13 protein-coding genes are annotated in these 24,247 nt (G+C 67.3%); 3 read left to right on the top strand and 10 right to left on the bottom strand.

The window, feature by feature from the left end; genetic code table 11:
* Positions 1-612: 612 nt before the first annotated feature.
* Complete coding sequence (locus tag AC1DCG_RS12010) at positions 613-1,860, bottom strand: serine hydrolase domain-containing protein (RefSeq protein WP_477030554.1); 1,248 nt, start codon at positions 1,858-1,860, stop codon at positions 613-615.
* A 219-nt stretch (positions 1,861-2,079) separates the two neighbouring features.
* Here AC1DCG_RS12010 and AC1DCG_RS12005 point away from each other — a divergent pair, with 219 nt between their 5' ends.
* Positions 2,080-5,016: a M16 family metallopeptidase gene (locus AC1DCG_RS12005; protein WP_477036598.1), complete on the top strand. Its 2,937-nt coding sequence runs from the start codon at positions 2,080-2,082 to the stop codon at positions 5,014-5,016.
* 96 nt (positions 5,017-5,112) lie between these two features.
* On the top strand, positions 5,113-5,313 hold the full coding sequence (locus tag AC1DCG_RS12000; RefSeq protein WP_477030552.1) for a hypothetical protein: 201 nt from the start codon (positions 5,113-5,115) through the stop codon (positions 5,311-5,313).
* Between the two features lie 85 nt (positions 5,314-5,398).
* Here AC1DCG_RS12000 and AC1DCG_RS11995 read toward each other — a convergent pair whose 3' ends face one another.
* On the bottom strand, positions 5,399-6,313 hold the full coding sequence (locus tag AC1DCG_RS11995) for a hypothetical protein (protein ID WP_205691775.1): 915 nt from the start codon (positions 6,311-6,313) through the stop codon (positions 5,399-5,401).
* 178 nt (positions 6,314-6,491) lie between these two features.
* On the opposite strand from AC1DCG_RS11995, the gene AC1DCG_RS11990 reads away from it, so the two are divergent.
* Complete coding sequence (locus tag AC1DCG_RS11990) at positions 6,492-7,037, top strand: PAS domain-containing protein (protein WP_165261713.1); 546 nt, start codon at positions 6,492-6,494, stop codon at positions 7,035-7,037.
* Positions 7,038-7,177: 140 nt separating this feature from the next.
* Here AC1DCG_RS11990 and AC1DCG_RS11985 read toward each other — a convergent pair whose 3' ends face one another.
* The 8 genes from AC1DCG_RS11985 to AC1DCG_RS11950 form a co-directional block, all read right to left on the bottom strand.
* On the bottom strand, positions 7,178-8,041 hold the full coding sequence (locus AC1DCG_RS11985) for a class I SAM-dependent methyltransferase (RefSeq protein ID WP_477041497.1): 864 nt from the start codon (positions 8,039-8,041) through the stop codon (positions 7,178-7,180).
* A 63-nt stretch (positions 8,042-8,104) separates the two neighbouring features.
* Positions 8,105-9,049: an aldo/keto reductase gene (locus tag AC1DCG_RS11980; protein WP_477030550.1), complete on the bottom strand. Its 945-nt coding sequence runs from the start codon at positions 9,047-9,049 to the stop codon at positions 8,105-8,107.
* Positions 9,050-9,168: 119 nt separating this feature from the next.
* Positions 9,169-10,833, bottom strand: coding sequence for a choline dehydrogenase (locus AC1DCG_RS11975; RefSeq protein ID WP_477030549.1), 1,665 nt, complete (start codon positions 10,831-10,833; stop codon positions 9,169-9,171).
* A gap of 195 nt (positions 10,834-11,028) precedes the next feature.
* Entirely contained in the window at positions 11,029-11,496 is a 468-nt protein-coding gene (locus AC1DCG_RS11970) for a hypothetical protein (RefSeq protein ID WP_476870077.1), read from the bottom strand.
* Between the two features lie 151 nt (positions 11,497-11,647).
* The gene (locus tag AC1DCG_RS11965) at positions 11,648-15,439 is read right to left on the bottom strand and encodes a hypothetical protein (RefSeq protein ID WP_477030548.1); all 3,792 of its coding nucleotides are present in this window, start codon (positions 15,437-15,439) and stop codon (positions 11,648-11,650) included.
* A 372-nt stretch (positions 15,440-15,811) separates the two neighbouring features.
* Positions 15,812-19,573, bottom strand: a complete 3,762-nt coding sequence (locus AC1DCG_RS11960) for an SIR2 family protein (protein ID WP_477030547.1) — start codon at positions 19,571-19,573, stop codon at positions 15,812-15,814.
* Positions 19,574-19,794: 221 nt separating this feature from the next.
* The gene (locus AC1DCG_RS11955) at positions 19,795-22,059 is read right to left on the bottom strand and encodes an nSTAND3 domain-containing NTPase (protein ID WP_477030546.1); all 2,265 of its coding nucleotides are present in this window, start codon (positions 22,057-22,059) and stop codon (positions 19,795-19,797) included.
* A gap of 85 nt (positions 22,060-22,144) precedes the next feature.
* A complete protein-coding gene (locus AC1DCG_RS11950) occupies positions 22,145-23,989 on the bottom strand; it encodes an ATP-binding protein (RefSeq protein ID WP_477036597.1) in 1,845 nt (614 codons plus the stop codon).
* Between the last annotated feature and the right edge of the window lie 258 nt (positions 23,990-24,247).

Raw genomic sequence — 24,247 nt, 5'->3', positions numbered from 1 at the left:
TCCGGCCCGAAGCGGCGACGTGGATGCGATCGAGCGGGTTTAGAGGGCGGGGGACGTAAACCCGCCTATCGGTTGGTTCGCCTGTCATGAACCTCCGCCCGTCCAAGGGTCCGCGCCGCCATGCACGCCTGGCCGCCAAGAAACGGGGCCGCACTGCATGGGGAAGGGGCAAAAGGCGGAAGAGGCCTGCGCGTCCCGGCCTGAGGAATAACGATCGCGCGGGGCGTTTAAGCTTCGTCGAAACGGTACTTGAAACAAACACATCCGGGCGAGGCCCGGACGCCCCGCGCCCTCTCCATCAACTTCCGTGGTTTCCACGAGAGGCTGAGAAGCCGTGCGTCCGCCAAAGAACCTCCCCCTCTGGGGGAGGCGGCCGAAGGCCGGTGGGGGGCCGTTCTCAGCTGTCGAGGCGCTGGCCGATCACCCACCAACTCCCCCCGCCGATCGCTGACGCGATCGCCTCCCCCACAGGGGGAGGTCCGCCGACTAAGACCCCCCCCCGAAGGAGGAGGTGGCCCGAAGGGCCGGAGGGGGAAGCATCTGATGAGCTACCACTTCCCCCTCAGTCGCTCCGCGACAGCTCCCCCTTCAGGGGGAGCATCTTGGCGCCGTCTATCGCCCGTAGACCGCGTCGCGCAGCTCGCGCGTCACCTGGCCGTTCATGCCTTCGAAGGCGGTGTTGGTCAGCAGCACCACGGTCAGCTTGGCCTGCGGGTCGACGAACCAGTTGTGGCCGTAGACCCCGCCCCAGGCCAGGGTGCCGGCGCCTTGCGGGGTCTTGGCGATCGCCGGATCGTCGAGCACGGCCCAGCCGTAGCCGAAGCCCCAGCCGGGACCTTGCGTCGCGGCCTTGATCCCGGCCTGGTCGGTGGTCATCGCCTGGACGCTGGCGGCCGACAGGATCGGGCCGCCGCCGGTGCGCACCGCCTCCAGCAGGGCCAGCACGTCGCCGGCCGTGCCGACCATGCCCGCGCCGCCCGAGGGGAAGGCGGTCGGGTCGACGGCGCGGCTGGGCGCCATGCGCACGGCGGTCGCGCCCAGCGAGACGTCCTGGTTGTCGGTGATACGGGTCGGCGCAGGCGCGGCGTTGGCGTAGGGCGTGGCCAGGCGGGCCGGGTCGGCGGCCTGGAAGCCGGCGTCCTTCAAACCCAGGGGCTCGGTGACCGTGCGCGCCACCACCTGCGGCAGCGGCCGGCCATCGGCCTTTTGCGCCACCAGGCCCAGCACGTCGATGGCCAGCGAGTAGCGCCAGGCCGAACCCGGCGCGAAGGCCAGCGGCCCCTTGCCGATGCGGGCGACGTCCTCGTCCAGCGTCAGGCCCGAGATGTCGAGCCCGTCCGAGACGCCCAGCTTGTGGTACGGATGGTCGGCCTTTTCCGACAGGCCGTAGGTCAGGCCGGCGGTGTGGCTGAGCAGCTGGCCCAGCGTGATGGTCGGGGTCGAGCCGTCGGCCAGGGCCGGCTTGAAGTCGGGCAGCCACTTGGTCACCGGGTCGGCCAGCGACAGCTTGCCCTCTTCGGCCAGCCGCATGATCGCCGCGCTGACGAAGGGCTTGGTCACCGAAGCCAGGCGGAAGACGGTGTTCTCGCGCATCGGCGCCTTGGCCTCGCGGTCAGCCAGGCCCGCGGCCCGGTGATAGACGAGCTTGCCGTCGCGGGCGACCAGCACCACCGCGCCCACCAGCCGCTGGTCGGCGACCGCCCGGTCGAGCACGGCGTCGATGCGGGCCGACAGCGCGGCGTCCGGGGCCAGGGGGACGACGGCCGGGGCGACGACGGCCGGCGCCGCCTGGGCCGGGGCAATGGCCGGCCCGCCGGACAGAACAGCCAGGGCGGCGACGCCCGCAAGCCAAAGACGCATGTCGGCACTCCCTCGTCGCCGGAAGCGTTCCGGCCCCATAGGGAGTGGGCGGCCGATCGCCCTTGCGCAAGGCGGCCCGCCCAGTTTCCCACAGGCCAGGCGCGCGGATGTTGCAATTCTGAAGCGACGGACGCCGACTTCGCCGCCGGTCGGCCTTGCTTGCGCCACGCGCGAAGGCTTAGCTGCCGCCCCGACACTTCCGGTAATCGAACGGTCTCCATGATCTCTGTCTCGCGCCTGGCGCTCGTCGTTTCCGCCGGCCTGGCGCTCACCGCCTGCTCCACCCTGTCTTCGGTCCTGCCCGGTTCGGACAAGAAGGCCGACGCCGCGCCGTCGGCGGCGACCCCGGTTCCGGCCAAGGCGCCCGCCGCGCCGGTCAAGACCGCCGGCCCGCAGTTCTCGGACCTCAAGCCCGGCCAGTGGCCGCAGGAGGTCTCGGACGTCGCCGTCGACCCGGCCATCCGCTTCGGCGTGCTGCCCAACGGCATGCGCTACGCCATCCGCAAGAACGCCACCCCGCCCGGCCAGGGCGCCCTGCGCCTGTGGTTCGACGCCGGCTCGCTGATGGAGGCCGACGACCAGCAGGGCCTGGCCCACTTCCTCGAGCACATGGCCTTCAACGGGTCGAAGAACGTGCCCGAAGGCGAGATGGTCAAGATCCTCGAGCGCCGCGGCCTGGCCTTCGGGGCCGACACCAACGCCTCGACCAGCTTCGACGAGACCGTCTACACGCTGGACCTGCCCAAGACCGACGACCCGACCGTCGACGACGCCATGATGCTGCTGCGCGAGGCGGCCGGCGAACTGACCATCGACCAGGCCGCCGTCGACCGCGAGCGCGGCGTGGTGCTGTCGGAGGAACGCACCCGCGACAGCCCCGGCTATCGCGTGTTCAAGCAGGGCTTCGCCTTCAACCTGGAAGGCCAGCGCCCGCCCCAGCGCCTGCCGATCGGCCAGACGGAGGTGATCTCCACGGCCCCGGCCCAGCGCATCCGCGACTTCTACGAGGCCTGGTACCGGCCCGAGAACGCGGTGTTCGTGGCCGTCGGCGACTTCGACGTCGACGCCATGGAGGCCAAGATCAAGGCCCGCTTCGGCGACTGGAAAGGCAAGGGCGAGCCGGGCGCGCGTCCCGACCTCGGCGCCATTCCCCAGCGCGGCCTGACCGCCAAGGTCATCGTCGAGCCGGGCTCGGGCGAGTCCGTCCAGCTGGGCTGGGTGCAGTCGCCCGACCTGCGCATCGAGAGCAAGGCCTCCGACCGCGAGTACATGCTGGAGTCGCTGGGCATGGCGGTGCTGAACCGCCGCCTGCGCGCCCTGACCCGCAGCGCCGAACCGCCGTTCATCTCGGCCGGCGCCCTGCGCAACGACCAGTACCACGCCGCCCAGATCAACGGCCTGTTCGCCCAGGTGAAGCCGGGCGGCTGGAAAGCGGCCCTGCAGGTGCTCGACCAGGAACAGCGCCGTCTGATGCAGTTCGGCGTGCGCCAGGACGAACTGGACCGCGAGCTCGCCGCCATGCGCGCCTCGTACGTGGCCGCCGCCGCCGGCGAGGCCACCCAGCGCACCCCCGCCCTGGCCGGCCAGATCGTCGGCACGCTGGGCGACCGCGAGGTGGTCACCAGCCCCTCGCAGAACCTGGCCGCCTTCGAGGCCATCACCAAGGACCTCAAGGCCGAGACCGTCTCGGCCGCGGTCAAGACTCTGTTCGCGGGCCAGGGCCCGCTGATCGTGCTGCCGACGCCCACCGCCATCGACGGCGGCGAGGCCACGGTGACCGCGGCCTACCAGGAGTCCGGCAAGACGCCGGTGACCCCGCCGGCCGCGCCCGCGACCACGACCTGGCCCTATGCGGTGTTCGGCTCCACCGGCAAGGCGGTCGAGCAGAAGGACGTCGCCGATCTCGACACGGTCTTCGTGCGCTTCGAGAACGGCGTGCGCCTGACGGTCAAGCCGACCAAGTTCCGCGACGACCAGATCCTGGTGAAGGCCCGCATCGGCAACGGCCTGCTCGACCTGGCCAAGACCAGCCAGAGCCCGCTGTGGTCGGCCTCGTCGATGATCGAGGGCGGCCTCAAGCAGATCACCGCCCAGGACATGGAGCAGGTGCTGACCGGCAAGGTGTGGAACGCCGGCCTGGGCGTCGAGGACGACGCTTTCGTGCTGTCGGGCCGCACCCGCCCCGAGGACCTCTCCACCGAGCTGCAGGTGCTGGCGGCCTACGCGTCGGACGCCGGCTGGCGGCCCGAGGCCTTCAACCGCGTGAAGACCTATTACGGCACGGTCCACGACCAGCTGGAACGCACTAGCGGCGGCGTCGTCACCCGCGACCTGTCGGCGCTGATGCACCCCGGCGACGAGCGTTTCGCCTTCCCCGACCGCAAGGAGATCGCCGACGGCTCGATCGACCAGCTGAAGTCGGCCGTGGGCGGTCCGCTGGCGACCGGCCAGATCGAGGTGGTCGTGGTCGGCGACACCACGGTCGAGAAGGCCATCGCCGCCGTGGGCGAGACCTTCGGCGCCCTGCCCGCCCGCACCGGCGTCCCGGCGCCGGCCGACGCCGCCCAGATCGCCTTCCCGGCCCCGTCCAAGGTTCCGGTGGTGCGCACCCACAAGGGCCGCGCCGACCAGGGCCTGCTGTTCATGGCCTGGAAGACCGACGACCTGTTCAGCGACCTGCAGCGCTCGCGCAACACCCAGGTCCTGGCCTCGGTGATGCAGCTGCGGCTGACCGACGAGCTGCGCGAGAAGCAGGGCGCGACCTATTCGCCCTCGGTCTCGGCGACCCACAACGCCACCTTCCCCGGCTGGGGCTATATCGGCCTGTCGGTCGAGGTCCCGCCCGAGAAGATCGACCAGGTGATCGCCAGCGTCCGCCAGATCGCCGCCGACCTGCGCGACAAGCCGGTCACCGCCGACGAGTTGGAACGGGCCAAGCTGCCGCGCATCGACCAGCTGGAGAAGGCGCGCGAGACCAACGAGTACTGGCTGGGCGCGCTGTCGGGCGCCCAGACCGACCCGCGCCTGCTGGACGCCACCCGCTCGGTGATCGCCGGCCTGCAGCGCGTCACCGCCGCCGACGTCCAGAAGGCGGCCCGCACCTTCCTCTCCGACGACAAGAGCTGGACCTTCGAGGTCAAGCCGGAAGGCAAGTAACCGCCTCCCGTCCCTTCTCCTCGCGGCGAAGGGACGGGGCGACCGGATCTGACGCAGCTCCGCCGCACATTAATATGCGTGAGGCTGGAGGACTGGATGGATATCAAGCTGCCGCGCTGGCTGCTGAGGAAGCTCGTGAAGCGCAATCCCTGGCTGCTGTCGAACGCAGGAAACGTGCGCCGGGCCCTCGTGCTGGACCTCCTGCTCTTCGAACTCGAGATCGAGTCGGATCTGTCGCTCGACCCCAAGCTAAAGGCGCAGCTCCAGGCGGAGCGCGACGCCGCCGCCCGAGACTGAACCAGCCACGAAAAAGGCCTCCGTCCTTTCGGACGGAGGCCTTCTTTTCTGGACCTTCGCTTTAGGAAAGCGCTGCTCTAGACGATCAGTAGACGACGCCGCCGACGCCGCCGTCGAGGCTGAGGCTCATGCTCGAGCTGGACTCGCGCACGGTCTCTTCGCGATAGGCGGTGTAGGTCTCGGTGGTCAGGATCGACAGGATCTTCACGCCGGCGCCGTAGCGGCGCAGCAGCGAGCGCTCGTTGCAGTCGCGGGCCGGGCGCTGCGGACGGCAGACCAGGGTCCCGCCGGCTTCGCCGCCCTGACCCCCACGCGCGCCGGGCACGTGATAGAGGGCCTCGTTCTTGGCGCAGATATAGGTCTGGCCGCCGGTGCTGGCGTCGATCAGGCCGGAATATTCGCCCACGACGTACTGCATGCGGCTGCCGGCGATGCAGCGATAGAGCTCGCCGTCATAGAGGTCGTCGATCTCGCGGTCGGGGGTGACCTGCGAGGCCGGGTGCGGGATGTCCTTGTCGTCCAGGCAGACGGCGCGGACGACCACGCGCTTGAAACGGGTGCGGGTGGCCTCGTAGGCCGTGCGGCGCGCGGCTTCGCCGCCGGTGACGTTCAGGCCCTGGATGTAGCCGGTGGGCTGGGGGCCCGAATAGTAGCCGCCATGGGCGCCGCCGCCGTAATAGACGGTCGCGCCGGCCGAGGCGTTCGATCCGGCCCGCACCGAGGCGTTGGCGCTCGCATTGGCGTTGACGTTGACGTTCACGTTGACGTTGGTCTTGCCGCCGCCGCCCCAGTGGCCGCCACCGCCGCCGCAGCCGTTATCGCAGCCGCTCGGCGGCTTGGGCGGGCGCGGGGGCGCGGGCGGAGGCGCACAGCAGGTCGGAGGCGTCGGCGTGCAGCCGCTGTTGCATTGGGCGTAGGCGACGCCGCCCACGAAGAGTCCGGCCACGGCCGCCCCGATGGCGATCCACAGCTTGGACACGGTCAGTTTCGGCGCCGTCATGGCGTCTCCCCTTCACACAGCGTGCGTCTTCCAGCCGGTTCTCCAGCAAGAAACAAGCCATCGGCCCGTCACGCCCCGACTCTGTGCCAAGACGATACGACGGGGCTCCTGGCCCGGTTCTCCTAGCAAGCCCCATGCGGTCGATCTGGACCGCGAAAGGACCCGCAAGGGGACGACGATGTTCCATCCAAGCACGGAACGGTTGATAGACTATTGGCGAAGCCGGGCCGGCGAGGGCCGGATGCCCGCGCGCGCCAGCGTCGATCCGGGCGATTTCCTCGACCTGCTGCCCCAGGTGTTCATTCTCGGGCGCGGCGCCGGCCGCTATCCCTTCCGCCTGGCCGGCGGCTTCGTCACCGACCTGCACGCCCGCGACCTGCGCGGCGAGGACCAGCTGTCGATGTGGGCGCTGTCGCACCGGCTGGAGGTGAAGTCGGCGCTGGAAGTCGCGCGCCGCCGAGGCGAGCCGGTGGTGGTCACCGCCGACATCCGCGCCCACGGCGTGGCCTCGGTGGGCATGGAGGTGCTGCTGGCCCCGATGACCGGATCCAGCGGCGAAGCCGATCGCTTCCTGGGGCTCTACCAGCCGATCGCCATGATGCAGCGCCTGATGGGCCGGCCGGCCTACGAACTGGGCGTGCGCCGGATCCAGGCCCTGGCCCCGACCAACGCCGAGGCCCCGCGCCTGCGCCTGGCCAGCCTGGACGGGCGCCTGATCGCCTGAGGCGGCGACATACGAGTTTCCTCCCGTGCTCTGGCGGGAGGTTTTGCGTCGGCTTGCCGGAGACGACGCCGGAAGGACGGAGGGGCGCTCGGGAGAGCGCCGCCACGGCGGGAGCGCCCCTCCGTCCGACCCTTGCGCCCCTAGAGGCTCGGGTTCCGAGCCGTGACCACCCAGCCCGCGCCCGCGATCACCACCGCCTCGTCCACGGCCTTGGCCGCGAAGGCCTCGCGCACGAGCGGGATCGCCTGCTGGCGCACGGCGTCCGGCTGATCGGCCAGGGCCCGGGTCAGGGGTCCCACCTGGAAGGCCAGGTCCACCGCATCCTCGATCGCCGCCTGCCGGGTCTCGCCCTCGCCGAAGGTGATCGGATGATCGATGGCCGCAAAGGCGATGTCGACGAAGCCGGCCTCGCTCAGGATCCTCTCCACCCGGGCCTTGTCTCCGAACGAGAACGGCCCCGGCGCCTCCGGCGGCGGCGGGGCGGGCGCGCCGACGATCGGCGCGATCGCCTTCATCGGCAGCCGCACCCAGTCGTTTTCGGCCGCCCCACGCCAGCAGACGAAGGCCAAGCGCCCGCCCGGCTTCAGCGCCCGCCGCATGTGGGCGAAGGCCCCCGCCGGCTCGTCGAAGAACATCACGCCAAAGCGCGAGAACAGAAGGTCGAACTGCTCGACCGGCAGCAGGGCGCGGCTGGCGTCGGCGACCTGGAACCGGGCGTTGGCGACATCCCCCGCCAGCTCGCGCGCCCGGGCGACCAGCGGCTCGGACACGTCGACGCCCAGCACCGCGCCCGACGGCCCGACCTGGGCGGCGATCTCCAGGCTGCCCGCCCCAGCCCCGCAGCCGATGTCCAGCACCTGCTCGCCCGCGGCCGGCGCGGCGGCGGCGATCGCCTCGGCGCCATAGGCCCCGAGCATGCGGTCCAGCCGCGCCTGGTTGRCCACCCAGCGCTCGCCGGTGCGGCCGTTCCAGTCGGCGATCTGGTTGACGTTGCGCTCGGTCATCGGTGGCCCCTCAGTTGAGAATCGATCTCAACAAGGTGTAGTCGCTGACGCCGCGCCTGTCGACTACCGCCCGGCCGCGTCCAGCGTCGCGATCACCTCGGGCGGCAGGGTCAGGCGCACGCCGGCCAACAGCTCCTCCAGCTGGGCGACGCTGGTGGCGCTGGCGATCGGGGCGGTGATGGCTGGGTGGGCGACGATCCAGGCCAGGGCGACCTGGGCCTGGGTCGCGCCCGTGGCCTCGGCCGCCTCGTCGAGCGCGGCCAGGACCCGAAAGCCCTTCTCGTTCAGATAGTCGCGCGCGACGGTGCGGCCCCGCGCCTTGCCCTCCAGGTCGGCCTCGCTGCGGTACTTGCCGGTCAGGAAGCCCGCGGCCAGGCCGTAGAACGGGATGATCCCGATCCCCTCGCGCGCCGCCAGGTCCGCCAGCGGCCCCTCGACCTCGTCGCGGTCGTAGAGATTGAATTTCGGCTGGATCGACTCGTAGCGGACCAGGCCCTTGTCGGCCGAGGTCTTCAGCGAGGCCTCCAGGCGGTCGACCGAGAAGTTCGAGGCGCCGATCGCGTGCACCTTGCCGGCCTTCACCAGCCGGTCGAAGGCTTCCAGCGTCTCGTCCTGCGGCGTGGCCGCATCGTCCTCGTGCGACTGGTAGAGATCCACATGGTCGGTGTTCAGCCGGCGCAGCGAGTCTTCCAGCGCCGCGACGATGTTGGCGGCCGACAGCCCGGGGCGCTTGGGCGACTTGGCCACCTTGGTCAGGATCTTGATGCGGTCGCGCCGACCGCCGGCCGCCAGCCAGCGGCCGATGACGGTCTCCGACTCGCCGCCCTCGTGCCCGGGAACCCAGACCGAATAGGCGTCGGCCGTGTCGATCGCGTCGAAACCGCCGTCGACGAAGGCGTCGATCAGGCGGAACGAGGTCGCTTCGTCGGCCGTCCAGCCGAAGACGTCGCCGCCGAACACCAGCGGGGCGATCGAAAGGCCGGAGCGGCCGAGGGGGCGTTGGCTCATGAGCGGGTCCTTGTTCGCAAGACGGCCGGAAGTGTGGGCGGGTTTCCCCGCCCCTGCCCAATCAAACTTCGAAATAAGACCTATTGGGCGCGAACTGCGGATCTATCCGAAACGCGCCCTCAGGCCGCCGCGGCCGGCGCCCCGTCGAACACCGGGGCGTCCTGCGGCGCCAGGGCCGCCTTGCCGCGCAGCAGGTCGGCGGCGCGCTCGGCGATCATGATCGTCGGAGCGTTGGTGTTGCCGCCGATCAGGGTGGGCATCACCGAGGCGTCGATCACCCGCAGGCCGTCGATCCCCTGCACGCGCAGCTGGTCGTCGACCACCGCCAGCGGATCGCCCGCCGCGCCCATGCGGCAGGTGCCGACCGGGTGGTAGATCGTCTCGGCCTTGGCGCGGATCCAGGCGTCGATCTCCTGGTCGCTCCTCACCGCCGCCCCCGGCGCGTACTCGCTGTCGCGGTAGGGATCCAGCGCGGCCTGGGCGGCCACGTCGCGGCCGATCCGCACGCCCTCGCGCATGGCCCGGCGGTCTTCCTCGGTCGCCAGATAGTTGGCCAGGATCTTCGGGTCGGCGAACGGATCCGGAGACTGCAGCCCCACCGAGCCTCGGCTTTCCGGACGCAGCTGACAGACGTGCAGGGTGAAGCCGTCCTTCTCGACCACCACCTTGCCGTGGTCCTGCATGATCGCCAGCACGGCGTGGATCTGCAGGTCGGGCCGGTCGAGATCGGGCCGCGAGCGCAGGAAGGCGCCCGACTCCAGGAAGTTCTGCCGGCCGATCCCCTTGCCCATCAGCAGGTAGGACAGGCCGACGCCCAGCTTGTTCAGGCCCTTGTTGGCCGAGTAGGCCGTCTTCAGCCCCTTGGTCGTCCACGACAGGCAGACGTCCAGGTGGTCCTGCAGGTTCTGGCCGACCCCGCGGGCCTCGTGGACGGGCGCCACGCCGGCCGCCTTCAGAGCGTCAGGATCGCCGATCCCCGAAAGTTGCAGGATTTGCGGAGATTGCACTGCGCCGGCGCTCAGCAGCACCTCGGCGTCGGCGTAGGCGAGCGCCGTCTGGCCGCCCTTGCCTGCGACATATTCGACGCCCACGGCCTTGCCGTTCTCGACCACGATGCGGGTGGTGCGCGCCTCGGTCAGGCAGGTCAGGTTGGGTCGCGACAGGGCCTGGGCCAGATAGGCGGCGGCCGCGCTCCAGCGCTTGCCGTCGCGGATGGTCAGGTCGTAGGGGCCGAAGCCCTCCTGCTGGAAGCCGTTGAAATCCTTTGTCACCGGGTGGCCCGCCTGGCGGCCCGCCTCGATCAGGGCCTTGTAGAACGGGCTGTCGGACTCGCCGGCCGAAACGTGCAGCGGTCCGCTGTCGCCGTGATAGGCGCAGCCCCCGCCGTGGAAGGTCTCCGAGCGTTTGAAGTAGGGCAGCACCTCGGCGTAGGACCAGCCGGACAGGCCCATCTGCCGCCACTGGTCGTAGTCGCGCGCATGGCCGCGGATGTAGATCATGCCGTTGATCGCCGAGGATCCGCCCAGGCCCCGCCCGCGTGGCCACCACAGCTTGCGGCCGTCGAGATGCGGCTCGGCCTCGGTCCAGAAGCCCCAATTGCACTCGCCCTTGGCCTTGATCAGCTCGCCCACGCCGGCGGGCATGCGCACCAGCACCGAGCCGTTCTTGCCGCCGGCCTCCAGCAGCAGCACCTTCACGGCCGGATCCTCGGTCAGCCGCGCGGCCAGCACGCAACCCGCCGAGCCGGCGCCGATGATGACGTAGTCGTAGCGCGTGCCCGACATGGCGTCCCTCCCACAATGTTATCGTTGTTTAGACAGCACAGTGACCCGGTCCCGGGACGGCGGCAAGAGGGCATGAAACTGTCGGTACAGGTTAGAGCTGTCCTCAAAACAGGCTTAAGTTGTCAATAATGAGAGGCGGTCGCATGTACGTGCGCGACAGTTCATTACTCGAACGGGTCCGACATCCGCCGCCCCTCACGGCCCTACGGATCGGCGCGTGTGGAACCTGCGCACTTTGAGCGGCCGAGCGGAGGTCCGATCCTTCAGCCCGAGCGCGCGCCGCCAGACCGGATCATTCTCCTCAGCGTTATGTAGCGTCTCATGGCAGTCGATATGCACGAGACGCAAAAGCCTCAAGCACGCGGCGGCCTTTTGCGGCGCTTGGGACAGACAGTCTTTGCAATCAGGATGTTGCGTGGCGTTGCCACCGAAGGTGCAGCGGTGATCGTAGGACAGATGGTGGATGACACTATCGTCTAGGCTGCGGCTGACGACGGCATTGCCGCAATCGGCGCAGCAGCCGTCCTGGGACACGTGCAGCGCACTCTTGACCGCAGCAGAGCTGCATATTTCGTCTGTGAACTGCGTCCAACCCGACACGCCCTGGTATTTGCGTTCAAGAGCCTCTTTCTTATTTCGCCTGAAGAGCGAGGGGTCGGGCACTGCGGTTTGCACTCCATGGCCTCACCTGTGTCGGAAAACACACCGTAAGCCGGATGGACCATGCGGACCGCGGCATGTTGAAAATGCTAATTTCTCCAGAGCGCCATCAGCAATCATTGGTTTCGATCCAGAAACCAGACATTCGCAAAATCTACCTGGCTTCCTCCAATGTAGAGAGCAGCGTCTTGGCTGTGCTGACCGTCACCTGCTCGCGCAGGCGGTCCAGGGCGAACTGCATGGGCACGGGGTTCTTGAAGACGAGGTGGCTTTCGAGCTTCTCTACGACGCCCCACCCGATGAAAGCCGCGATCTCCGCGTGGTGCTGGTCGAGAAGGTCGATACGATCTAGGTGTCTACGGAGATAGTCGCGCTTGCCGTCTTCGGCCATCTCGCCCCGAAAGTCGGCCAGTTGTTCGGCGATCTCCCCGAGGTTCTTTTTGAACTGTAGATCCTTGCACTCAATGATCAGCACGCGTCGATCGGCGGGGTGCCAGGCGAGGACATCGACGTCGCCGTAATCGCGCTCGAAACCCTTGCGCAAGAGCTTGGTGATCTTGAGATCTGGCTCGGCGATCTGCCAGCCATTGGCGGCGAGCAACTCGCCGATAGACACCGAAAACGCCTTGCCTCGCTTGTCCGCCGTCACGGCCGCCCATGAGGTCATTGCCTTGCCCAGCTGCCAGCTAGGAAAGCTTCCGTCATAAAAACCGCCGAGCGTATAGCCAAAGCCCTGACGCGCCAGACCAGGCGCGATCAGGAAAGTGGGGTCGTCGGTCTCGTCGATTTGCAGGAGGGGCTTGCGTAGGACGCTCAGACGCCGGCGAAAGCGCCAGATCTCCAAGTCGCGCGGATCGATGTCGTTGTCTGGCGAGCGCCATCCGGCACGGGGCGTTAGGGTCAGCGTCGAGAGAATGGCGGGCATATGCTCAGGCCGCAGTCGCCCCCGCGCGTCGCCTGGGGCAAGCAAGAGTTGGCTCTTCTTCATCTTCAGCACAGCCTTGCCCGCATCGATGGCCCGGTTTTCCAGCCAGTCAACGAACTGTCGGTAGGCGTCTATCGGTGCCCCGAGCTCCTCGGCCAGAGCTGTCGTGAACTTGCCTTCGAACAGGTGCTCGACAGCCGGGGTAATGTCCGCCTCTTCAAGGTTCTTGGCGTATTTGGCGACCGAGGCGTCGACCGACACATCGCTAAAGGCCCGCGCGAACGGTGCCAAGATCTCCTCGACGAAGTCTAGCTTGGCTAGGACGTCGCCCAGGGGCGAAATCTTCAGCGTCGGTTCCATCACGTCCCAGCGGATGGCGCCCGACCAGCCGCTAATGACGAGGATCAACCCCATCTTGGCCATTAGGCGGGAAAGGTCGAGTGTGCCTGGCGCACGCCCCTCCAACGGCGCCTCGCAGAGCGCCAGCTCTACAAGCGAGCGCGAAGTCTGCGAAACCTCGGCCCGTTCGGAGGCTTCCTTGCCGATGACGTCGCGAACCGCGTCCTTGTCCTTGCGCAACGCCAAGATGGCGGCCGCGGTCCTCCCCCAGCGCTGACCTTCAGCGGCGGCGGCTTCGTGATTATAGAGCAGCGCCCGGATCAGGACCTCTCGGCCAAAGCCGCGTAGGTCCGCACACAACTCCTCTTCGAGGAGCCGCACCGTGCGATTGAGGAACCGCATGGCGTCGGCCTTGCCACGGATCCAGGCTCCCTCGGAGCGCTCACGGGCCCGCCAGCCCAGGCCAAGACGCACCAGGGCGTCGTCATCACGATCCACGCGCACCGAGGCTTTGGGAATATCGGCGCGAACCTGGTCAAGGAAGGTCGCCACCGCGAAGATGTGGCGATGACGCGCCTTTGGATCAGGGCAGATCTCGTTGACGAGCTGGCGCTCGGCAGCCGCGTCGAGGGCTTCGCCGGCCAAGCCCGCGACGCCCACGGCGATAGCGCCCACCAGGGCTTGCTCAGCGATATTGTCGACATGAAAGCCACCCCGCTCGAACGCCTCGGACGCCTTGATCACGATGGTGCGTCGCTCGAGATCGGCCGCGACGACCAGCCCCGCTCGGACCTGAGGGTAGTCGAGCGGCGAGGAGCGCTCCCCGCCATTCCACGCGCAGTCGGTGAAGTCGGCTTCGATCAGTAAGGAAGATGCTCCAAGGCCCGGGAAGCGCCGATCGAGGACGGGTGCGGCCCTGACGGTCCACGTCCGCAGCATCAGCCAGTAGTCGTGAGCAGGGGTCGCGGGCAGATCGTCAGGGACGAGGATGTCGAACCACCAGTCCCGCGCTGGTGTGATGAAGACACCAGCCGATCCGCGTCGTTCGCGGTCTTCGTCGCTGACGTAGACGCGCTCGGCGTCGTCCTCGGCGAAAATCCTGTCCTTTTGCCAGCGCACGGTCAGCTGGCGGCCGGTGACATCGGTGCGGACATGGACGTCGAAGTCCATCGCCACCTCATGGCGAAGATCGCGCAGGAGGTTCTGAGGCACCATCAACGTGTCGGCATGGTCGCCCCCACCGAAATCGTCCGGCAATTGCGCATGGGGCACGAGGTGGCCGCCCAGGGACCTTGACCAAGCCACGAGATTCAAAGGCCCGTTGATGCTTTGCAAGGCCACGCCGCCGCGTTCGAGCGCCGCTTGACCATCCAGCAGCCGCCACAATGACAACGGGCTGAAACCGTGCGCCCAGCTTAGGGTGCAAAGCTCGGGCGCGGATAGGAACTCCAGCCGCCAGTCGGCCGCGGCGAGATCCGGCAAGGCGTGCGCGGCCGCCCGGCCGACACCGCAGCCGACAATCACCGTTAAGCCCTCGACGAAGTTGGGCTCTTGCTGTGCCTGACGATACGCGTTCTCGATCCAGGTCTGAAGCACCTCGGTGACTTGCTCTGGATCAGGGTTGGGGTCGATGAGGCCCGTCGTCTCGATGCCTTCGAGCGTGTCCAAGAGTAGAACGAGATTCAAATGGCGGCCCTGATCGGCTTGAATCGTGCCGCCGGCGAGCGCGAAACGCTCGCCGCGATGGAAGTGCAGCCGCGCGCCCATGCGGCCACCCAGCAGTGGCATCGACTCGATGAGATCGAGATAGTCCCGGCCCAGGGCAGCCAAAAACGTTTCTCGCGCCCTCAGGGCGTCAAGCTTTTCGAGCAAGAACCGCCGGATGGCGGCGCTGGCGGCGGTGGGCAGGACAAAGAAAACCTCTTGGCCCTTGATAACGAGCGGCCGCCGCTCGAGATTCGTATGTCCGAGTTTCTGGTCCAGAAGCCCCTCGCGACCGTCTTGGCGGAACGTGAAAGGTGCGAGGCCCCTGAGCGAAACGCCGGCAGCGCGCAACTCGTCCAGGGTGAACCGCACCCGCCGCTGAAGCGAGGCGGCACGGCTCAGGATGGACCTTGGAATTGTGTCTTGCGGGTACGCCGATCCCAGCTGGTTGCGCCATAGCTTAGATCGTTCGCAGACCAGATCGGAAAGCCGCAGAAGGGAAAAAATCGCGACGCGCAACTCATCATAGGGCGCGCCCTCGGGCATGCCTTCGACCACGTTGACGAACCGCTGGAGGTAGAAACCAGCGCCCTCCCATATCCCCTCCAGAATTCGAAAGTCTCCCCGCGAGGTGCAGATCAGGCTGACGAAAACGTCCTCGGCCGGATCCTCAAGGCGGCCGACCCGGCCTTCGCCGATCTTGCGGAAACGCGACGCGAGCCAGTTTTCGGAGGGCTTCTTGCCGCCCTCCCCAAGCGCCAGCGCCTGATGGACGAGCATTTCCAGGCGCGCGCAGTTGCTCTGCAACTCGGGAGCCGTCAACAGCGCGCCAAATGTCGCTGCGGCCCGCACGGGATCCATTTGCGTCAGGGCGGCCGCCTCGCCCGCCTCGTCGGGGGCGACGCGGCTCATATGCCGTTGCATATCGAACATCCCGGGAAGGCCTAGGAAATCCTGAAGGTCAATGCGGTTGTCCATGTCCCCTCCGAAATGCTGCACCCGACCGTCTCTCTCCCCACGATCCGATAGGACGGAGCGCCTCGAAAGCACGGCCATAGCGATGCCGATTTCGATCATTCTATCGTGAAGCTACGTCACAGAAGGTCGTAGGTCATCGCAGGCGGCCACAGTTACGAGGGCCCCAGTGTTCGGCCCGCCCGGCTAACGGGCACGTCCGGCTGCCCAGCTGTGCTGCGCCAATTGCCGCCGTTGGCTTGCATCCCGAGCACGACGTTGGATTACGCTGGTCTTCAGCCGGAATAACGGATGAACACGCCGCGCGCCTTCCCAACCAGATCGATCTTTCGACATTGTAGGCAGTCTCGATGTCTTCTGGGTCGTCAATGGCGGCTAACGTGCGACCAGCCGTCGACGCAGTTCGAGCAGACGTGGATCTAGGCTGACGGCCGGCTGTTGAGCCAAGCGCATGACCGCCTGTTCCGCGCCATAGGGCCAGTTGCGAGCGGTCTCATCGAGCACCGCTGAAAGCAGCACCAGGATCTCTTCCGGGTGGCTCACCACCAGGTCGGTCTCGTCGGGGTGCAGGCCGTAGAGTGTTGAGCCGTCGGCCGATAGCCGTCCCAGATGGGGCGCGGCCGCCGCGACCATGCGCGGGAAATCGTCCTTGGACGACAGCGCCAATCCGACCAGCCGGTCTGTGGTGCTGGGCGTGCGGACCGTCTGCTGCCGCGGCCAGGTCGTCTGCAGAAGCTCGATCACACGATCGCGCCCATCCTGGCTGTCGCCGCCCCACCAGCGCTCCAGGCGCCAGAGCATGTGGGCGCGGAAGCGATCACCACCGGCCAGCAGGGCCTGGCGCATCTGGTCGTCGGTGATGTAGCGGCTGCCGTCGGCGGGCCTCGTGCCCCACCCGGCCAGCAGCACGCTGGCCAGGTTGCCGGCATAGTCGTCCGGCAAGGACGGTGCGCCGACCATGTCCAGCATCGCCGGGGCCATTTCGCGATAGAGGTCGCCGCCGGGGATCTGGCCGCTGGACAAGAACCCCGTCCAGAACGCCGCGCGATCGTCGACCGAGACGCTGTCCTTCAGCGGCAGGATCCTGTGATGGGTCCAGGCGCTGTCGTGGTAGTTGAAGAAGCCCAGGCCATAACGCAGCAGAGCGACCGCCGCGTAGCGTCCCGCGTCGCCTGGCAGGGCCAGCAGTTCGTCCAGGGTCGCGCGCCATGCGGGATTGAAGCCCGGCTCGGGGTCCAGCAGGCGATCGGCCCGATCCATCATAGCGTCGACCAGGGCGCCGCTAGGCGCATTGATCGCATAGAGCAGCCAATCGCGGTCCCCGCCCAGAATGGCCGACCGCCCGCTCTCCGGCCGTACAGCCATCACCTTGACCATCGCCATCCACAACGCCTGGAGCCCCGGCGTGAAGCGTTCCAGCGCTTGGACGGCCTGCGCGAACCAACGCGCCGTCGTCAGCAGCATCGCGCCGAGGTCTTCGTCCGGCAGTCTGGCCAGGCGCTGGGCGATCTGGTCGACCAGACGGGGGCGATCCTTGGCGCGGGCTTCGCGATCGAGGAAGGTTTCCCAGTCATGGGCCGGGACATCGCCTTGCCGTCCGGCCAGCACCAGCGCCCGCAGGAACTTGACCGGGCGCACCTTGGCCAAGCCTTCGAGCGGCTTGCGGACCACGAACGAGGAGAAGTCGCGCTGGGCGGCGATCTCGCGGGCCGCCTGCAGCACCTTGCCCGGCGCCACGTCCAGGATGTCGTCGGGATCGGGCTTGGTCTCGATCCAACCGCTGCGGCTTTCCAGCGACGCGGCGGCCTGGGGGGCGGCGACGTCGCGCCAATCCGGGGCGATCGCCATCAGCCGCGCCTTCTCGACGGGCCAGTCGAGGGTCAGGGCGCAGCCTTCGTCGACCAGCCATTGCAGCCGCTGGATGGACCACCAGGCCGCGCCGGTCGCGGCTTCGGCGGCCTCTTCGTTACGCCAGGGGGCGCGGCCGGCGAGAATGCGCTGTTCCAACGCCGCCCTGTCCTCGGGCGAGAACGCCTCCCAGCGCGCTTTTATCGACAGCATCAGGTCGCGCTGGTGATAGTCGTCCCAGAAGGCGTCCTGATCGACCGCCAGGAGGGTTTCGGCCGCCTCGCCCGGCGCTTGAAGGTCAACTTCCCCGGCCGCCCAGATCCGCAAGCGAACGGCGATGTCATCATCGCCGCGCCAGGCCGTCAGCTCCGCGCGCGCCGCATCGATATCAACGCCGCGCAGTCGATCCAGCAGCGCGACATAGTGGAAAACCAGGGCCGCCAGCTTGTGGGTGCGGCTGAAGCCGTCGTCATCGTCGTCCTGCTCGGGCCGGATGGATGGCAGGCGCGTGGCCCCGCCCTCGCCCAGCTCCTGGCGATAGGTGAGCGCCAGGGCCAAGGCCTCGCGAAGCGCCGCCAGGACCAGAGGCAGTACCGCGTCGCTGGGCGTCGCGCCCGGCCTTGGCGAGGGATACTCGATCTCCAGCCGGATGATCTCGCCGGGGCTGGCCGCGCGCCCCACGGCCAGAGGCCCGGCCGGGGCGCGCGTGGCTTGGATCCTGGGCGTGAGGGCCGCGCCGTAGTCGCGCGCCATGGCGCTGGACCAACCGCACCGCGCAGCCTCCCGCCCCAGTTCGAAGAGATTGGTCTCGCGGGCGGCGCCGCTGCGGGCCAGTTGCCGCCAGGCCGTTTCGCTCGGCGTCGGATCGCCCTCGGCGCGGTTGAGGCGATCAAGCACCGAGGCCTCGATGTCGGGGTGGAGACCGCCTTGGCCGGCCGCCCACCAGGCCGAGAAGGGCTGGTCGGCGACCTTGGCGATCCACTCGCCCATGAACGAGAGGCGGCGCACCAGGCGCGAGGACCGCAAGGCCGCCGGGCCGCGCAGGGCGCCGATCTCATGGTCGTCGAGATCGCTGCGGTCATGGCGGGTCAGCATCAGCCCGTCCCACGCGTCGGTGGGAATGGTTTTATCGCGACCGCGGCTCCCCTCCTCCTGTGGCGGCGGCCGGATGTCGCTATCGAGTCCGTAGCGTTCGAAAGGGTCGAAATTCCAGCCCTTGGCGTTGCGCGCGTAGCGGATCGCGGGGTCGAAGACGGCGAGCCATTCGGCCGGCGGCGCGACCTCGGCGAAGCGGCGCGCCCCCGGCAATGTCGAGACGATGTGGGCCACCTGGCCGCGCTCGAAAGGGGCCATGGCGGCCGGCCCCTCGGCGGCGGCGGTCAAGACCCGATCGCGCCAGGCCTGCGGATCGCGGGCGCGCTCGGCCCAGGCTTCCAGGGTGTTCCACAGCGCGCCGAAATTGTTGGCGGGATCGAAGGGAATGGCCTCCACGCCCTTGGCCCGCCACATCGCCCTTGCCTCGTCGGGATCGCCGGCCTGGAAGGCGTAGAGGCCCTTGGGCGGCGTGCGATGGTCGTTGAGCGCTTCGAGCAGGTACTGCACGGGCGGGTCGTCGGCGGTGTAGCCGACGAACACCAGCTGGTACTGGTCGAGCAGCCCCCGGATGAACCGGGTCGCCCAGCCCTCGGCCAGATAGGCGCGCCCGAAATCGGCGCTCGACAGCACGAAGGCGTCATTATGCGCGCCCTCATAATCGTCGCTCACCCGCCCGTGCAGGTGGGTGATCCCGACGATGTCGTTGGCCCGGCGCGGATCGGGCAGATAGGGCGGCGCGTGCCAGCGCAGGGCCGGATCACAGGCTTGAAACAGCAGGTCGAAATTGGTGGTGACCAGGCGGACATCGCCGTTGGGGCCGGTAGCCAGGTCGAGCATGATGCGGTGGGCGGTCAGGTCCGGCGCGACGGCCGGGGTCAGGGCGCGGGCGACGGCGTTTCGAATGCCGACGACGTCGAACTCGCGTTCGAGCAGGGCGAACACCCGGTCGGCGGCGAGAAGACCGCCAACGCCGGCGATCGGCTGCTGAGCCCTGGCGGTCGCCAGTACTTGGCGCGCGGGGCTTTGCGGGCCGACACCCAGCGCATCGACCACCGCATCGGCCAGGCCGAAGAAGTCGGCCAGCCCGGCGCGGGCGCGCGAAACGCCGGCGCCGCAAAAGAAGATGACCTGCCCCTCGTCGCGCGCGACGAGCAGGTCGTGAGGCAGATCGGGACCGTCAGCCAAGAAGCGCATCGGCGCAAATCATGCGACGCGGGGCACCGCTACGCTATAGCCAAGTTTCAGTCGTCACATCTTCGTTGGAATGTACGATCCGCTGAACCCGATAGAAGCCAGGGCGGCCCGGAAAGCCGCTGTTGGCGACGGCACGACGCATCGCGAGGTCGCAGACGAGTTGACCCGCGCCTTGCCAGAAAAGCTGAGCCTGATTTCGGTGAGCGACGACTTCCAGCAGTTCAGCTTTCGTCGACGTCCTCAAATATCGACCGCGGCCGGCTCTGCGTAGTGGAAGTCGCCATGGGCTCCAGGTCCTCTGACAGCTTGCTGAGAACCGCATCCCAATCGGGGTCAGCTTCTTCTCGACGCGCACGATCACGCTCTTCGATCTTGTCCGATAAGCTTTGCACGGCCTCTTCAATCTGCCGACGGGCCGTCGAAATCAACTCAGCCGCTTCGTCATCATCAACAAGGTCGGCCAAGCTATCCAAGCTCGTTCGCAAGGCATGGAATTGGTCGCTCGGGTCCTCATCGAGGTCGGCCTCATCCGAGACGGTGCCGATCTTATCCTCAAGCGTCTGCAGGGTTGCACCACGAACTCGCAGGCCGAGAGCAAGAAGGCGGGTCGGCGGCACCAGGGCCAGGAGGTCCTGATCGTCGAAGAAGCCCATATCGAAATCGAGGGCAGCCCGCTCAAGGTCGTCTGCCGCTTCGCCGCGGAGGCTTTCCGGGAGCAGGCCCAGGCGATGCACCCGCGCCAGGACTCGCATCCGCGGGTGGTGATGGATGACCGTCGATCCCCAAGTGCGCCGCTTCAGCAGAACGCCATCAGCCGCTATGGCTTGGCGGAGCACCTCGTCGCTGGCGCGATAGGCGAGGAAGAAAAAGAGCGACCAGTTCCGCTGAGCTTCATCTGGTGTCGCAATCAGCCGACCAACAAGCTGCGCGTTGAGGGTCGCGGGAACGACCATCGCGTCCATCAGCTCCCCGGCGCCTTCGCAGATGAACCCGCTCAAGATGGTGTCGATAGTCGCGCCCCGGAGGAGCGCGGGAACCATCAGAGGCCGCTGGCGCAGGATTTCCGTCAAGGCGTCGGCAATGGTTGGGTGGGCGAAACCCCAGATCGTGCGGCCAGGCGCTGGGCGGCGAAGAAATGACCCCTTCAGATCGGCGAACGCTTCGAGGATTTTCGGCAGCGCGATTCCGGTCAGCTCAGTCACCGCTTGCGCAGCGGTTCGGTCGTAGCCGGCTTCATCAAAGGCGCCCTCATGCACATAGACGAGGACCAATGCTGCGCTAGCGCTGGGGTCTAGAGCGTTGATGGTGTCGATCAGGTGCTCGCGAGGATGCTCCATGAACCGCACAAGCGACGCCTGGCGAAGCTGCAGGCCCTTGGTGAAGCTTGGGTCGCCAAGCCGTTCGGCGATGCCCGGTAGGAAATCGGGCACGGCCGCCACCGCATCCAAATGCTTCTTGGCCCCGGTCTTCCATGACTGGCTTTGCAGACCGAAATTCACATGATTGTAGAGGATCTGCGCTCGCTCTTCGGCCGAGAGCCTACCTACATCGACGACCGCCGATCCGTTGGAAAACAGAGGGAGATTGCGGCCGCCCAGCCGGCGCTTCGCCGCCTCGTAAATGTGCCGACGCGACGTGAACAGAAACCGATTGCCCCGCGCGATTGCGGCCTGAACCTTCCGGAAGGCGGAGGACCAGTTCTCGATGTAATCCTCGCGTAGCACGTTTGAGCCGAAGGCATCGTCGATCCAAAAGAAGCGGTTCGGGTCGTCGGGATTCCAGCTCGCCTCGAACTCCTGTGGACTGGTCAGGGCCAGAACCGTCTGGCTTCCGGAATCGGATGCGAGGGTGGCGAGGATCGCGCCGATAGCCGACTTGCCGCTGGACGGGTTACCTAACAGGAGAACAACGCCATGTTCGGTCAGCGCGCGCACCGCGCGGCGATGCGATTGGGTCGGAACATAAGCCTTCAGCTTTGGAATCCACTGATCGAGCAACGCTCGGCTCTGGGCGGACAGGCGCTCATCTAGCAGAGACGTGAGATCACCGAGGCCGTAGACCTGCGGGACAAAGGCCCGCAGCTTGCTGCTACGCCGAATAGCTCTAACTATATATTGCTTGCCCAAAACATGCGGCTTGCGCACCCCCAACCGCCGCAATTCCTCGCGTATTTTGACTGCGACAGGCGCATCCACGCTCATGTTGGTCATCAGCACATAGGTGTCGGCCTGGCCGAGGGCGACGAGTTGCTCGACATGCTCGACCTCTGCAGCGAGATCCCCAGGCGTCAGCGCTTTGCGCACGTCGGAGGTATGCTTGCACTGCACCGTGCCGACGGCCGTCTCCTTGCCCTCCGCGGGCAGCAAGAAAACTGCGTCCTGCCCGCCATCCTGGGCTTCGCGAAAAATCTCGACCGGCCGATCGAGGACCACCTCGCAGACCTGTGCGCAGAGATCTTGGAATGCCCGCCAGCCGATGGTGTGCAACGCCAAGTCCGACCATGGCCCAACCGCTTGGCGTCGCGAGGCGGGGGCGCCGACTGGCGCTAGCGCCTGATCATCCGCCATGCAATCAGGCCCGATCACGAGCGGCCTGAAGCCACACTACAATATCGCCTCCGGTGTCCCTGGCTTGTAGCAGGGCCAAGGTCATGTGGCTCATTGCCTCCCTGTTGAGGCGCCGCTTCGCCCTGCCTACCTTCTTGCTTTTCTTCTCCGCGTCGATCTGGGCCCAGAGGTCGGCCCCTCCGCCGGCGATATGAACCTGCTCGGCCACAAGGTCGGGAACGTCACACCAGTCGTCCACCACGATCTGGTGCCCGAAGGCAGCGTGGATGGCGTCCGGATGGATGTAGTTCTCCATCTCGCGCTTGCTCGTCAGAAAGCCGATATCCCCATTGCCACGCCTGTTCACGGTGGCCATCGCGTCCATATACTTCGGAGCCGCCTGGTCGTCGGTGTCGTAGATATGCACTTCGGCCATCTGAGCATTCGCCAGATACCGCTGGTCCACCCAGTGCTGCAGGTTGCCGCCGCCCGTCACCACGAAGACCACTCTATGGTCGCCGTCGAGGTCAAGCAGGGTGTCATCGGCGGCGCGGTGCAATCGAGAGGCGTGGCGCAGAAACTCTACGTCGTTTGGCCCCTCGACATAGATCGCCACGCGAGCCCGCTTATCCGGCAACACACCCAGCGTATCCGCTACCCTCCGATACACGTCGTCAGCGCCCATTTCTATCAGCGGAGAAGCCTCCTGCTGCTTCGTGACCAATCGAACCGCGTCCGTCGGCACCAGGCCGGCGACCCCGGGGACGTGGGTCGTAATGAGCACTTGGGTGTTCGGGTCCTCTGCAAGCTCTAGCAGTGTGCGGATCAGTACCTGTTGGCTGTCCGGGTGCTGCGAGCTTTCCGGCTCCTCGATCGCATAAATCACACGCCTGGTTTTGGCGGCCTCCCGTCGACGTTCCGCCTCCGCTCGGAAGAAGCTCAGCAGGATGAGGCGCCGGACGCCTGAGCCTCGCTTGTTGATCGGGATCTCGTTGTCGCTCGCCAAGCTCAGCTTGAAGCCGTCCCACTTGGGCTCCGCCTTGAACGACGGAGTTAGCTCGTTGGCCAAGTCTGGGTCCATCTCCCGCAGCTTCGCCAAGGTGCGGTTGGCAACATCCATCGCGCTCTGCCGAACTCTTTCCTTGATCCCGTCCAATTCGGCCTGCACCGCCTGGACCGCCTCGGCCACCGCCAGCTTCATCGGATCGGCGACTTCAGGATCATCGTCTTTGCTGGGACGATCCGCCTGGAAGAGCGCAAAGGTGGGCATCTGCTGCTCGATCTGGTCCCAGGCCTTTTTGCCATCCTCTTCATTCAACGGGACCAGCTGGAGGGCCATTTCGGCGTCGCCGACGGTAGCCCGGATCGCCGCCCGAAGCGCTGCGTTGGACCGCTGGTCCACCTGGGACAGGTCCGCGCCCACCGCGGCGGCGCGCTCCTTCAAACCTGCGTTCTTCAGCTTCAGCAGATCGGCGAGCTGCGGGTTGGTCGACGCGACCGCGCTCGCGAACACTTCAAGCTTGGGCGTCTTGGGGCCGCAGTCAAAGCGCTTCTGGATTTCGAGCTGGCCCAGCGGGTTGAGCAACCACTCGGCTTGCAAGGTTGTCTCGGAACGCGCGTCGATTGTGAGAACCGTCGGCAGCTCTTCGAACACGCAGGTGATTTCAACCACCTTGCCTTGGTTGTGTACGCACGGATCGCTTTGGTCGAGTTTGATGCTCTTGTGATTGAAGAAAATATCTAACGCTTCAAGCAGGGTGCTTTTTCCGACGTCATTCCGGCCGACGACGGCGGTGAAGTCGTCAATGCTGAGATGGACGGGAGTCCTGTACGATCTAAAATTGTTGATCTTCAGACCGACGAGTTTCACAGCCGTTCCCCGCACCACCCTTTGCGCGACACTACCGTGCCGGTGAGGCACTCACAACGGCAGCGCTCGGTTGTTAAGCGCCGATCCTCAGCGGCTTGCCGACGCGGATAGAGCTTCCTGCGAGCGCCGTGAAGCAGACCTTGCTAAGGTCGCCTAAGAGTCATCTCCCGACTAACAAGGTCCGCTTCAACGGCAGAGACCAGCATCAGATCAATGCACATCGCCCCACGTTGCAACAAATCAAAGCACCACATGCCG

This window comes from Caulobacter sp. 10L414, from assembly GCF_056395525.1.
Note: the sequence above shows the minus strand (reverse complement) of the source record. Positions and strands in the feature narration are given on the sequence as shown.